This is a genomic window from Candidatus Methylomirabilota bacterium (assembly GCA_035936835.1).
Taxonomy (GTDB): Bacteria; Methylomirabilota; Methylomirabilia; order Rokubacteriales; family CSP1-6; genus AR37.
Genome location: DASYVT010000131.1, coordinates 1 through 12,008, shown reverse-complemented (window position 1 = coordinate 12,008; position 12,008 = coordinate 1). Strand labels below are relative to the sequence as shown.

Annotated in this window: 14 protein-coding genes; 6 read left to right on the top strand and 8 right to left on the bottom strand. The window is 69.1% G+C overall.

Annotation, left to right across the window (positions count from 1 at the left end; all coding sequences use genetic code 11):
* Together VGV06_11195 and VGV06_11190 are read right to left on the bottom strand one after the other, a co-directional pair.
* Window positions 1-1,324 (bottom strand): ABC transporter transmembrane domain-containing protein (locus VGV06_11195; protein HEV2055722.1); only part of this gene is annotated, 1,324 nt, incomplete at its 3' end.
* An 18-nt stretch (window positions 1,325-1,342) separates the two neighbouring features.
* The gene (locus VGV06_11190; protein ID HEV2055721.1) at window positions 1,343-2,275 is read right to left on the bottom strand and encodes a 2-dehydropantoate 2-reductase; all 933 of its coding nucleotides are present in this window, start codon (window positions 2,273-2,275) and stop codon (window positions 1,343-1,345) included.
* On the opposite strand from VGV06_11190, the gene VGV06_11185 reads away from it, so the two are divergent.
* Entirely contained in the window at window positions 2,244-3,194 is a 951-nt protein-coding gene (locus VGV06_11185; protein ID HEV2055720.1) for an inositol monophosphatase family protein, read from the top strand. The two genes, VGV06_11190 and VGV06_11185, sit on opposite strands and share 32 nt — an antisense overlap.
* On the opposite strand, the gene VGV06_11180 is transcribed toward VGV06_11185, so the two are convergent.
* The 6 genes from VGV06_11180 to VGV06_11155 are packed head-to-tail and all read right to left on the bottom strand — an operon-like array spanning window position 3,176 to window position 8,427.
* Window positions 3,176-3,631 carry a hypothetical protein gene (locus tag VGV06_11180; GenBank protein HEV2055719.1) on the bottom strand — a complete coding sequence of 152 codons (456 nt, stop codon included), beginning with the start codon at window positions 3,629-3,631 and terminating at the stop codon, window positions 3,176-3,178. The two genes, VGV06_11185 and VGV06_11180, sit on opposite strands and share 19 nt — an antisense overlap.
* On the bottom strand, window positions 3,631-4,863 hold the full coding sequence (gene amrB, locus VGV06_11175) for an AmmeMemoRadiSam system protein B (protein HEV2055718.1): 1,233 nt from the start codon (window positions 4,861-4,863) through the stop codon (window positions 3,631-3,633). Before amrB ends, VGV06_11180 begins: the two co-directional genes overlap by 1 nt.
* Window positions 4,864-4,870: 7 nt before the next feature.
* Window positions 4,871-6,100 (bottom strand): M20 family metallopeptidase, encoded by a 1,230-nt coding sequence (locus tag VGV06_11170; protein ID HEV2055717.1) that lies wholly within the window; start codon window positions 6,098-6,100, stop codon window positions 4,871-4,873.
* A gap of 12 nt (window positions 6,101-6,112) precedes the next feature.
* Entirely contained in the window at window positions 6,113-6,415 is a 303-nt protein-coding gene (locus VGV06_11165; protein HEV2055716.1) for a hypothetical protein, read from the bottom strand.
* 24 nt (window positions 6,416-6,439) lie between these two features.
* A complete protein-coding gene (locus VGV06_11160) occupies window positions 6,440-7,558 on the bottom strand; it encodes a DNA recombination protein RmuC (GenBank protein HEV2055715.1) in 1,119 nt (372 codons plus the stop codon).
* Entirely contained in the window at window positions 7,555-8,427 is an 873-nt protein-coding gene (locus VGV06_11155; protein HEV2055714.1) for a TIGR02757 family protein, read from the bottom strand. Before VGV06_11155 ends, VGV06_11160 begins: the two co-directional genes overlap by 4 nt.
* 84 nt (window positions 8,428-8,511) lie before the next feature.
* Here VGV06_11155 and VGV06_11150 point away from each other — a divergent pair, with 84 nt between their 5' ends.
* The 5 genes from VGV06_11150 to VGV06_11130 all read left to right on the top strand — a co-directional run.
* Window positions 8,512-9,312 carry an aspartate dehydrogenase gene (locus VGV06_11150; GenBank protein ID HEV2055713.1) on the top strand — a complete coding sequence of 267 codons (801 nt, stop codon included), beginning with the start codon at window positions 8,512-8,514 and terminating at the stop codon, window positions 9,310-9,312.
* Between the two features lie 59 nt (window positions 9,313-9,371).
* Window positions 9,372-10,115: a 3-oxoacyl-[acyl-carrier-protein] reductase gene (gene fabG, locus VGV06_11145; GenBank protein ID HEV2055712.1), complete on the top strand. Its 744-nt coding sequence runs from the start codon at window positions 9,372-9,374 to the stop codon at window positions 10,113-10,115.
* Between the two features lie 38 nt (window positions 10,116-10,153).
* Window positions 10,154-10,456 (top strand): hypothetical protein, encoded by a 303-nt coding sequence (locus tag VGV06_11140; GenBank protein ID HEV2055711.1) that lies wholly within the window; start codon window positions 10,154-10,156, stop codon window positions 10,454-10,456.
* Between the two features lie 22 nt (window positions 10,457-10,478).
* Entirely contained in the window at window positions 10,479-11,384 is a 906-nt protein-coding gene (locus VGV06_11135; GenBank protein ID HEV2055710.1) for a lysophospholipid acyltransferase family protein, read from the top strand.
* A partial coding sequence (locus VGV06_11130; GenBank protein HEV2055709.1) for a hypothetical protein occupies window positions 11,381-12,008 on the top strand: 628 nt, incomplete at its 3' end. The genes VGV06_11135 and VGV06_11130, both read left to right, overlap by 4 nt.

The window sequence follows — 12,008 nt, the reverse complement described above, 5'->3', positions numbered from 1 at the left end:
GTCGAGCCTCCGGGGCGGCCTCGTCGCCCAAGGCCACATTGTCGCTGATCGAGCGCGAGAAGAGAAAGGCCTCCTGCGGCACGTAGCCTATGGACCGGCGGAGGCGCTCGCGCGACAGCTCCCGCACGTCGCGCCCCCCGACGAAGACCGTCCCGGGCGGCGGCTCGTACAGCCGGCTCACGAGCGCGCCCAGCGTGGACTTGCCGCTACCCGTCGGCCCCACGACGACGACGGTCGCGCCCTCGGGCACCGTAAAGCTGACGTCGTCGAGCGCGCACCCGCGACCGTCGTAGCCGAAGGACAGCCGCCTGAACTCGATCGGGCCAGTCAGGGCCGGGACCTCCGGCGCCGTCGAAACCGTCTCCGGTTCTTCGACATGGCCGGGAGTGTCGAGGATCTCGGCGATGCGTGTCATGGCGGCGAGCCCGCGCTTGAGATTGGCGAGCGTCCAGCCGAGGGCGATAGTGGGCCACGCCAGGTACGCGAGGTACCCGGTGAACGCCACGAAGGCGCCCAGCGTCAGGCGTCCCTCGATGACGCCCCTGCCGCCGACCCACAGGACGATGAGCCCACCTACGCCCGAGATGAGCCCCAACATTGGAGAGAAAGCCGCCTGAGTGCGAGCGAGCCGGAGGCTCCGCGCGAGGTATTCGCCGTTGAGCCTGCCGAAGGCGTCGATCTCCCTGTCCTCCATCGTGTAGGCGCGCACGACGGGCATGCCGGTCAGGTTCTCCTGCACCCGGGCGGAGAGCGCGCCCAGCTGCTCCTGCACCGCCGTGGATTCGATCTCCACCTGGTGGTTGAAGCGCCGCGCGAGCAGGACCAGCAGCGGCGACGGCGCGAGCGCCCAGAGCGTGAGCCATGGGTCGATCGTCCACATGGCCGCGAGCGTGCCCGCGAACGTGAACGAGGTGCCCACGAGCATCACGACGCCGAAGCCCGCGAGCGCGCGCAGCGCCTGGACGTCGTTGGTCGCCCGCGACATGAGGTCGCCAGTGCGGTGGGTCAGGTAGAAGGCGGGGGAGAGCGTTTCGAGGTGGGCGTAGAGGTCGCGCCGGACGTCGTGCTCGACCCACTGCCCGGCACCCAGCATCGTGAAGCGCGAGCCGAGCCTCGCCAGGGCGTGCAGGGCGGCCAGGACAACGATCACGCCCGCGTGAAAGCCGAGCGCGCCGCCGCCGCCGCGGAGGCCGTCCACCGCCTCCTTGACCTGCCACGGGATGCCCAGCGAGAAGCCCGTGGCGAGCGCAAGGCAGCCGGCGCCCACGCCGTAGCGGGCGGCGTAGGGCCGGAAGTATCCGAGGACGCGGCGGGCGGGAGACACCCGCCCAGTATACCGAGGCTAGGCCTTGACCGCCTGCGGCGGACCGTCGGCGTACGGCTTGAGCGCGGCGTACACGGCGAACAGCATCGGCGTCGGGATGCCGTGGCGCTCCCCGAGCCGCACGGCGTGCCCGTGCAGCGCCTCGAGCTCCAGGCGCTTGCCCTGCGCCAGGTCGTGGTGAAGCGAGGACGTGAAGGCGGCGCTGAGATTGTCGAGCATCGCCATGCATCTGTCCACCACCTCAGCGGCAAGACCTGCCCCTACAGCGTTCCCCAGCGCCACCATCTCGCCGAGGATGAGGTGGTACATCCGCCGGGTCTCCGGCACCGACCGGACGACGCCGGCCGGGGAGCGCGTCAGCGCCGTCATGCCGGCCTGTGCCGCGATCAACACATACTTTTCCCACAGCGCCCGAAGCATGGTGGAGGAAATCTCGGCCTGGATCCCGGCCCGCCCGCAGGCCTGGAAAAATGCCCGCGCGCGGTCGCTCTCGCGGCCGTCCATCTCGCCGAGGATGATGCGGCCCAGGAACCTGTGGCTGATGACGCCCGGCGCCTCGATCGTCGCCAGCACCTGGGCGACTCCTCCCATCACGTGGCCCGGCCCCAGGATGCGCTCAAGCTTCTCCTCGTTGTCCACGCCGTTCTGGACCGGCAGCACTCCGGTGTCCGGCCCCACGACGGGTTTGATGGCTTCGCCCGCGCTGTCGGTGTCGAAGGACTTGACGCAGAAGAGGACCAGATCGGCGGGCGGCAGGCCAGCGAGCCGCTCGACGGCGGGTGCCTGGACCACCCACTCGCCGTCGATGGCCGACTTCACGCGGAGACCCCGCGCCCGGATGGCCTCCAGGTGCGCGCCGCGCGCCACGAAGGTGACGTCCTCCCCCGCCCGCGCGAGCTTCGCCCCGAAGTAGCCGCCGGTGCCGCCCGTTCCCATCACGACGATGCGCATCGCTCTCCTCCCGTCGGCTCCGGATCCCGATCGCGCAGCAACTTTCGTCGAAGCGTCGCACGGCTGTCAAGCCGCGCGTGTGCTACGCTTCGCCCGCGTGTGCTACGCTTCGAAGGACATGGTCGACTCCTTCCTCGAGGTCGCGGTGGACGCCGCCAGGCGCGCCGGCGGCCTCCTTCTCGGACGATTGGGCTCCCTCCGTCAGATCGACTACAAGGGCAGCCCGAGCAACATCGTTACGGAGATGGACCGCCAGGCCGAAGCGCTCATCGTCGAGTGCATCGGGCGGCGCTTCCCGAACCACGCCATCTTGGCAGAAGAAGGTGGAGGGCAATCGGGCTCGGCGACCCATCGCTGGATCGTCGATCCGCTCGACGGCACGACCAACTACACGCACGGGATGCCCTTCTTCGCCGTCTCCATCGGCCTCGAGATCGACGGAGTCGTGGCCCTGGGCGTCGTGTACGACCCCAACCGTGAGGAGTGCTTCACCGCGCGGCGCGGACAGGGCGCCTTCCTCAACGGAGCGCCCATGCGCGTCTCCGAGACGCCCACGCTCGATGAGAGCCTTCTCTCCACCGGGTATCCGTACGACATCCGCACGATCCGGGACAACAACCTGGCCGAGCACGCGGCCTTTATGGTCCGCTGCCGGAGCGTGCGCGAGATCGGCTCGGCCGCCATCAGTCTCGCGCTGGTCGCCGCCGGCCGCCTCGACGCCTTCTGGGAGCTCAAGCTCGGCCCCTGGGACGTGGCCGCGGGCTGTCTCATGGTCGAGGAGGCGGGAGGCCGCGCGACGAGCCCCGACGGCGGTCCCGTGGACCTCGATTCGCCGTCAGTCGTCGCGTCCAACGGCAAGATCCACGGCGAGATGCTGGCAACTCTCAGAGAGGTCCGCGGTCAGGCGCCGAGGGTGTAGCGCCGCCCGCCGACGGCGAGCGTCGGCGGCCCGCCTTCAGGCTGCGCCTCCACGTGCTGGAGCAGCTGCCACGCCGCCGCGCGGCTGAAGCGCGCCTCGAAGCGGCCGTTCTTCACCCGGCAGTAGGGCACATCCCCCTCCCGCAGCCTGAGGCTCGCCGGGTCGAGCGCCTCGCGGCTCGCATCATTCAGCCAAAGCGCGAAGCCGTCCCCATCCGCCTCGAATCGGACGACGGCGAACGGCGCGGCCTCGACCTCCACCGGCACCCGCACCGGGCCGATCTGAATGAAGTGGCCGGCCACGTCCACCTGGAGGCCTTGGCGCAGGCTCGCGAGGATACCCTCGTGGCTTACCTCCTCGCCTTCGTGGAGCCATCCGCCGTCGCGGTCAATCCGAAGCCGCGGCAGCTTCCAGGTCGAGGGGTCGCTCGAGGCCATCAGGAAAACGCCGCGGCGCAGAAGCTCACCGCGCCCTGCTGGTCGGGCCACTGGCTGTAGCGCAGCAGCTCACCGCGCGCGCCCGGCAACGCGCGGAGGAAGGCGTAGATCGGCGAGAGGCCGCAGATCCGGCGGCTGTCGCCGTCCGCCGCGACGGACTCGAAGAACGCCGCGGGGTCCGCGGCGATGACCGGCTCGAGCATCTTCCGGTCCTCGCGCGCCACGCGCTCCAGGAAGGCGGGCGTGTTGGGCTCAGCATCGCCGAAACGCGGACCGACGTGGGCCAGGTCCACCGCCGCGATGACGCAGACCTTCCGGTCCGAGCCGGCAATGCTGTCGCCGAGGGCGTCCAAGAAGCGGGGCACGCGCGGGCCCGCCTCGGGCGTCCCACCCGTCCACACAGCCTCGTGGAGGAAGGAAGCGAGGACCGGCAGGATCGTGAAGGACCGCCGCCCTCCTAGCACCCGCCGCAGCATCACAGCCTGGAACTCTATCGAGTGCTCGCTGCGGTGAGCGCTTTCGGAGGCCAGGAGATCATGGGGGTAGCGACGCTGGAGCGCCTCGAAGAAGTCGCGATCCACGTCCGCAGAGCCCAGCGGCGTGTCGTACGGCTTCAGCGTCGCTGTGAAAGGATCGGCCATTCCCGCGTGGCAGGTGCCGAGGATCACGAAGAGATCGGCGTCAGCACGCTCGAGGAGCGCCCGATAAGCCCACGCATAGGTCGGCCCGCCGCGATGGAAGTCGATGTGTGGGGCGATGAGCCCGCGCAGCCGCTGGGTAACCGCAAGCGCTTCTGGAAGCCCCGGTCCCTCGGGATGAACGAAGAAGCCGTCGATCTGGCTGCGGAGCGCGTCCGGATCGCCCGCGTACGCGCCGCCCGCGTGGGCCGCGGGCCGGGAGGGGCTCGCGAGCCAGCTCTCCTCGATCCTGCGCCGGCGTTCGCCAAAGAGCGGGCTGTCGAGGAACCCCGCGTCGTCGAGCCGCGCCGCGAAGCCTGCGATCTCCTCGAGCCCGGGCGCCTGCTGGCCGTGGCGGGCCGAGACCACGCGGTGGATCTCGGCCAGGGAGTGTTCCCCGTCGAAAAGCGAGACGATGTCGAGCGCGGGAATGGGAAGGAGGGCGACCTGCTCAGTGAAGCCCGAGGGGTCGCGGAGCCCGATCAGCCGCTCGCCATCCTGTTCGACGGGAAAGGCTTCGAGCTCCCGGAGACGCGGGCGATCCGCGCTGTCCATGGTGGAGTTACGCTTCGAGATACTTCAGAGCCGCCGCTGCGTAAATTCTTGCCGCGTCGGCTATTTCCTTCGCTTCGACATACTCGTCGACCTGGTGGGGGATGAGCCGGCTGCCCGGGCCGCAGGTGACGATGGGGATGCCGAGCTCCATCCTTAATATGGTCCCGTCCGTCGAGCCGGGGACGCCGCCGTAGCGGGGCGCGGCTCCGGTCGCCTTCCGGACGCCATAGATCATGGCCTGGACCACCGGCTCCGACTTCTCCACCTTGGTCGCGAGCCTGAAGGCATTGACCGCCTCCCACTCGAGCTTGACGCCGGGTACGGCGCCCTCGGCCTGCCGGCAGAGGGCCTCGATCTCGGCCTGGACGCCTTCCGACGAGATCCCTGGGGTCAGACGCACGTCGAGAGTCATTTCGGCGATGGCCGGGATGACATTGGACTGGGGCGCCCCCACGCCGCGCGGCGGGCCCTGGATGATGGTGGGCGTCACGGTGGGTGGCTTGAGAAAGCGGCTCTTCTGACACTGCTTGCGCAGCCGCTTCTCGAGCGCGGGCACCTGGCGCAGGATGGCGCCGAGCGCCGTCAGGGGATTGACCCCCGCCTCGGGCATGGCGCCGTGGGCCATCTTGCCGCGGGCGCGGATCCGCGCCCAGACCACGCCGCGCTGCTCGAGGCAGAGCTCGTTCTCCTCGGGCTCGCAGATGATCGCGGCATCCAGCTCCCGGCCGGCCGCGGTCTTGACCAGATGGCGGACGCCGATCATGCCGTCTTCCTCGTCGACGAGGGCGCCCACGACCAGCTTGCCCTCGGGCGTGACGCCCGCGCGCTTGAAGGCCGCGAGCGCGACCATGGCGGCGGCGAGCCCGCTCTTCATGTCGGCGGCGCCTCGCCCGTAAATGCGCCCGTCGCTCATCTCGGCCGCGAAGGGCGGTCGCGTCCAGTCCTTGGGATCGCCCTCGGTGACGACGTCGGTGTGGCCCTCGAGAAGAAGGCAGCGCCGTCCCGGCCCCTTTTCGCCGACCCAGGCAAGGATATTCGGGCGGCCCGGCGCCACCTCCTGAACCTCGACGGGCAAACCCTCGCGCCTGAACCAGGATTCGACGAAGGCGGCGACCTCCGCCTCGTTGGCGCCGGGCTCGCCGGGGCGGTAGACGCTCGGGATGCGGACGAGGGCGCGGGTGAGCTCCACCACCTCCTCCGCGTTGATACGCTCGATGACGCGCGAGAGCAGGCTCACAGCGGGGCGGGGCTACTCCAGCGGGAAGGAGAGGATGATCGCGTCGAGGCGGATCACGCGGTGCTCCTCCCCGGCGAGATAGAAAAAGTGCCCCTCGATCTCCTCGGGGTTCTCCTCGAACGCGACGACGCTCTTGATCGCCGGCATCTCGCGGAAGGCGTTGGCGCCCTCGTCGAAGCCGTCCCCTCGCCCGACCACTTCGCCGTAGCGGATGGGCGAGCCCTTGGGACAGTGGACGCGCACATCGGCAGGCGGCTCGGGCATGAGTCGCAGGAGCAGATTGATTCCGAAAACCTGGAAGGGTATCGGGTTCATGGCGTCATCGTATCACAATCGGGATCATGCGCCGACCCCGGGGAGCGCGGCCTGGCCGCCGGGCTTCTCGATTCCCTCGAGCTTGGCCTCGACGCGGTTCAGCGCGGCGCCCGCCTCGTCGTACTTGTTGCGGGCGTTCGTCAGGTGGCGCCCGACCACGTCGAAGGCCTCCCGGAATTTGTCGAGGTCTCCGCCGAGTCGCGTGAGGCGCTCCTGGATCTCCTGCGCGCTCCGCTCGATCTGGAGTCCCCTCAGGCCGAGCACGATCACGCGAAGGTAGGCGTAGAGGCTGTTGGGCGAGACGGGAATGACACGCTTGGACGCGGCATAGACGGCAGGCGGGTCCTCCTCGAGCGACTCGTCCTTGGTGATGGCCTCGAAGTAAACGTTCTCCGCCGGGATGTACATGAGCGCGAAGTCGTAGGTGCCCTCGTCGGGAAGGATGTACTTCTTCGCGATCTCGTCCACGCGCGCCTTGACGTCGCGGACGAAGGCCCGCCGCGCCTGCCTTCGCTCCGCCTCGTCCGTTTCCTGGAGCATGCGCTGGAAGTTTTCCAATGGGAACTTGGCGTCCACCGGCACGAGGCGGTCGCCGATCTTGACGACGGCATCCACCCGGTCGCCGGTGGAGAATTGGTACTGGAGCGTGTAGTGCTCTTGCGGGAACATCTGGGCGAGAAGATTTTCGAGGAACGTCTCACCGAGGCCCCCCCGGATCTTGGGAGACTTGAGGATCTGCTCAAGCCCGGCGATGCTCCTGCCCACGTCGAAGATGCGCTGGTTGGTCTCGCCGAGCTTGCCGAGGCTGCCCTGGACGTCGCCGACCACGCGCCCCACGTGCTGGAGCTGCTGCTGGACGCTCGCCCCCACCTGCCCCATCTGCGCGGTCATCTGGGCCGAGAACTGCGCGAGCTCACTCCGGACCGAGGCGGCCGTCTCGGCGAGCCCCTTCTGTCCTTCGCTTCGCGCGGCCTCGACTTCACGCTGGAGGAGAAGCAGGGACTGGTCGGGCTGGGCCCGACGGGCCTCCATCTCCGCTAGCCGCGCGGCGACACGGAAGAGCGCCCAGGCGCTCACGACGACGGCGGGCAGGAGCACTACCAGAAGGACAATCGTCCATCCCGGCATCACCTCCGGGATCACCGGGGCCCCCTCCAGTGGACGCAGACCGGCTTGAGTCCGCAGGGCGCGCAGATCTCCGCGTCGCGGCGGTTCAGGCACTGGCCCGACATGCGCTTGTGGCAGAGCGCGAAGTCGTACCTGACCGGGTCGTCGGGGTCGAGACGCTTGAGCTCCGCCGTGACCTCCTCGACCATTCGCCAGTTGCGGCTACGCCTGCGCGTGAGCCCGATGGAGCGCGCCATGTTCTCGATGTGCGTGTCCACCGGCATCAGGAGCGCAGACGGCGGGATCCCGGACCAGATCCCGAAGTCGGGCGCCTCGCGCCTGACCATCCAGCGGAGGTAGAGATGCAGGCGCTTACACGCCCCGCCGGTGGACGGCAGCGGGAACCAGTGCTTGAAGCCGTAGGAGAGCCGGTTGCGCGCGAAGACGGTCGACAGGTCCTGCCCGCGAAAACCTTCCGCGAAGCGCTCGAGGGCCGGGCCCACGTGGGGATGCTCCGGGGAGTAGCCCTCCAGGAAAAAGGCCTTGAGCGAGCCATGGCGGACGAGGAGCCGCTGGGCGGCCAGGCAGAAGGCCAGCACATCGCGCTCACGGTTGAACCGGTAGCTGAAGCCTGAAAACACCTGCCCGTGCTTCTGGAGGTCGAAGTCCAAGACGAAGCGGGCCGGCGATTCCCCCATGCGCTGGAGCGTCCAATCCACCCACGGTCCGAAGAGGTCCACGCGGCCGTAGGCCATGCACGAGGCGAAGAGCCCGGCCAGCTCGATGTCGGCGGGATCGCTGTAGCGGAGGGGAAACTGTATCGCGTCCTGCTTCACCCGCAGAGTCCAGTCGAACTCGCGGCAGAGCCGATCGAGAGGCTGCTTGAGCCTATTCGTCACGGGCATCCATGCGCCTCTGGCTTGGCATTTTAGCACGCCCCTTGCCGCCTCCCCGACCCGTTGCTATCCTCAATGTCAGGAGACGCGGGCATGACAGGAGGCGCGGGCACCATGATCAAGGTCGGCGTCGTTGGCATGGGAGTGATCGGGACTCATGTGGCCCAGGCCATCACGAAGGGCATACCCGGCATCGCGCTGGCGGGCGTGACGGTCCGCGACCCGGCCAAGGCGCGGGGTCATCGGGCTCTCGGCCTCGAATGGCTGATCCGCGAGTCGGACCTGGTCGTCGAGGCGGCGACCCAGGCCGCGCTCCGCGAGTTCGGCCCTTCCGTGCTGGCCGCGGGCAAGCACCTCATGGTTCTCTCGGTGGGCGGGCTCGTCGGCGTGCTCGACGAGTGGGCGCGACTGGCCGAGAAGCACGGCTGCCGCATCCTCGTGCCCTCGGGCGCCATTGCCGGCCTCGATGGCATGAAGGGTGCCCGCGAGGGCGGCATCACCTCCGTGACCATGGAGACGCGCAAGCCGCCGCGCGGCCTCGCCGGCGCGCCGTGGATCGAACAGCAGAAGATCGACCTCGACGGGATCAAAACGGAAACGCTCATCTTCGAGGGGCCGGCGACCGAGGCCGTCAAGGCCTTCCCCGCCAACGTCAACGTGGTCGCCGCCGTGTCGCTCGCCAGCGTCGGGCCCGAAAAGACCCGCATCAAGATCTTCGCCGTCCCCGGACAAGAGCGCAACCAGCACCGCATCACGGTCGAGGGCGAGTTCGGGCGCCTCAGCATCGAGATCGAGAACGTGCCCTCGGAAAACCCGCGCACCGGCAAGCTTTCCTACCTCTCGGCCATCGCCATGCTGCGCGAGCTCGGCGCCTCCGTCCAGGTCGGCAATTAGGCGCGGGGCTCGGACGCACGGAGAGTGGCGCCCCGAGGCGGCCAGCGCATGAGGCCGTCATGACGCCTCTCAGCGGAAAGGTGGCGCTTGTGACCGGCGCCTCACGCGGCATCGGCCGCGCGTGCGCGATCAAGCTCGGATCGCTGGGCGCCCGGATCGCCGTGAACTACAACAAGAGCGCCACCGCGGCAGACGACGTCGTCGCCCGGATCAAGGCCGGCGGCGGCGAAGCCACAGCCGTGCAAGGCGACGTGAGCCACTTCGCCACCGCGCAGAGCGTCGTCAAGGCCGCCATCGACGCCTACGGCCGGCTCGACATCCTCGTCAACAACGCGGGGACTACCCATGACGGCCTGCTCGTCTCGATGAAGGAAGAGGATTTCGACGGCATCATCCAGCAGAACCTGAAGAGCGTGTTCAATTGCAGCCGAGCCGCTCTCCGGCAGATGATGAAGCAGCGATACGGCCGCATCGTCAACATCACCTCGGTCGTGGGAATAATCGGCGGCGCGGGCCAGACGAATTACTCCGCCGCAAAGGCCGGGATCATCGGCTTCACGAAAGCGATGGCGAAGGAATACGGCGGGAGGAATATCGCCGTCAACGCGGTCGCGCCGGGTTACATTCCCACCGATCTGACCAACGGGCTGCCGCCGGAGATCACTACGAACATCATCAAGCTGACGGTGTTTGGCCGGGCGGGAACACCGGAAGAGGTCGCGAGCGCCGTGGCGTTCCTCGCGTCCGACGAAGCCAGCTACATCACGGGCCAGGTCCTGGCCGTGGACGGCGGAGTGACGTAGAGAGGCTTGGAATTGCACCGCTGACCAGGAGGAAAACCATGATCGCCGACCGTTATACGAAGGCCGTCTTGACCGTGATCGCCGTGGTACTGGCCGTCATCGCCGCCCGCCCGTGGCTCCCCGAGGCGGGGTGGATCACTGCGCTCCGCCCCCAGCCGGCGCACGCGCAGACCGCGGTCCCCAAGTACGAGGTGACCGTGCCGAAGGCGTGGGGCAAGTTCGTGGGCTTCAGCAACAACAACCTGCTGCTCGAGGCTCCGGACCAGACCCTGCGGGTCGTCGACATCGAGGGCAAGTCCCCGGAGTTCCCGAAGATCAAGGCGCTGATCCACTGGCAGTAGCGCGTAGGCGCGGCGCGCCGGCGTGCCACTCTCTGTGACCTCCAACCGGCCGGTCCGGCGGCCGCGCTGGTACTCGCACGCCTACAATCGCGCGAATTTCTATCGTGTGGCGGCGGGTCTCGCCTGGCTCCCGCGCCGCGCGCGGCTCGGCCTCGCGCGGCAGCTGGGCCGCCTCGCCCCGTGGTGGATGCCGGTGGAGCGCGCGGCGATCCGGAACACGCTGGCGCGCGTGACGGGCGCGACGGGATCCCGGCTGGAGGCGCTCACGGTCGCCACGTTCGCTGATTTCGCGATGTGCTTCAGCGATCTCGTGTCCACGAACAGGCAGCCCATGGCGCGCCTCGTCTCCCAGGTCGACATGGCAGAGGGCGCGGATCTCATGACGCGGCTGGGGCAAGGGTTCATCTCGCCCAGCGCCCATGTCGGCAACTGGGAACTGGCGGGGCGTCTCCTGGCCGGGCGCACCACCCGGACCACGCACGTCGTCGTGGCCGAAGAGGAGGCCCGCGAGCTGGAGCAGTGGGTGCGCCGGGACGGCGGCGGCGTGCGCTTCGTCACCCGCTCCCGGCCGACCGTCTCGCTGGAGCTGGTCGCCGCGCTCCGACGGGGCGAGGTGGTGGCCGTGCAGGGGGACCGGGCGCTGGGCACGCGCGGCGATGAGCTGATTCCGTTCTTCGGGAAGCCCGCGCCATTCCCGCTCGGGCCGTTCCTCCTGGCCAGCGCCGTCCGGGTGCCGGTGATGCCGGCGTTCTGCCTTCTCGGCGCCGACTATCGCTACACGGTCAAGGTGGCCGAGCCCTTCAGCGTCCCGCGCGGCGGCGAGGTGGAGGCCGCTTGCGCCTGGGTCGCGATGCTCGAAGGCGTAGTCCGCGAGCACCCCACCCAGTGGTTCAACTTCTTCGACATCTGGAACCCGGTTTTCGCGTGACCAGCGGGATCGGGCGCGCGGAAGCTCCCGCGGCAGCGGCGTTGCTGCGAGGGCTGCTTCCCGCCGAGCTCCTGCCCCTCTTCGACGCTTCGTTCGTCCGTCTGCATCTTCTGTACGACGAGTTCATCCATCGGCTCGTGCTGCGGGTAGTCCGGGAGACGAGGCTCGAGCAGGCGATACGGGAACCTGGCACCCCGGCGGAGATCGCGACGCGCGCCGGGATCGCGGGCGGACAGGCGCTCGTGCCGCTCGACTGGATGCTTCGGCATCTGACCGCGCGGGGCCTACTCGAAGAGCTGTCGGGCGGCGCCGCGTTTCGGTACCGTTCGCTCGGCCCATTCCCGACGCTCGACCCCGCCCCTGTGAGCGAGGAGCAGACACGACTTGATCCCTCGTGGATGCCCGCGTACACCCTTGCGGAGACCGTCGCGCGGGACTACCCGGCGTTCTTGCGCGGCGAGGTCACCGGCGAGGAGGTGCTCTTCTCCCCCCGGCGGCTCCGGCTCTGGATCGACTACTTCTCCAACGACAATGGTCTCTATGTCGTCAACAACCGCGTGGGAGCGCTCGCGGTCGAGCAGTGGCTGCCCCGGTCCGGCGGAGTGGTGCTCGAGCTGGGCGGGC

Coding starts and splice junctions, on each gene's coding strand:
- VGV06_11190 (HEV2055721.1), bottom strand. CDS start 2,275: ATGCGCATCGTCGTGATGGGAACGGGCGGCACCGGCGGCTACTTCGGG.
- VGV06_11180 (HEV2055719.1), bottom strand. CDS start 3,631: ATGGCCTCGAGCGACCCCTCGACCTGGAAGCTGCCGCGGCTTCGGATT.
- amrB (HEV2055718.1), bottom strand. CDS start 4,863: ATGGACAGCGCGGATCGCCCGCGTCTCCGGGAGCTCGAAGCCTTTCCC.
- VGV06_11165 (HEV2055716.1), bottom strand. CDS start 6,415: ATGAACCCGATACCCTTCCAGGTTTTCGGAATCAATCTGCTCCTGCGA.
- VGV06_11155 (HEV2055714.1), bottom strand. CDS start 8,427: ATGCCCGTGACGAATAGGCTCAAGCAGCCTCTCGATCGGCTCTGCCGC.
- VGV06_11150 (HEV2055713.1), top strand. CDS start 8,512: ATGACAGGAGGCGCGGGCACCATGATCAAGGTCGGCGTCGTTGGCATG.
- fabG (HEV2055712.1), top strand. CDS start 9,372: ATGACGCCTCTCAGCGGAAAGGTGGCGCTTGTGACCGGCGCCTCACGC.
- VGV06_11140 (HEV2055711.1), top strand. CDS start 10,154: ATGATCGCCGACCGTTATACGAAGGCCGTCTTGACCGTGATCGCCGTG.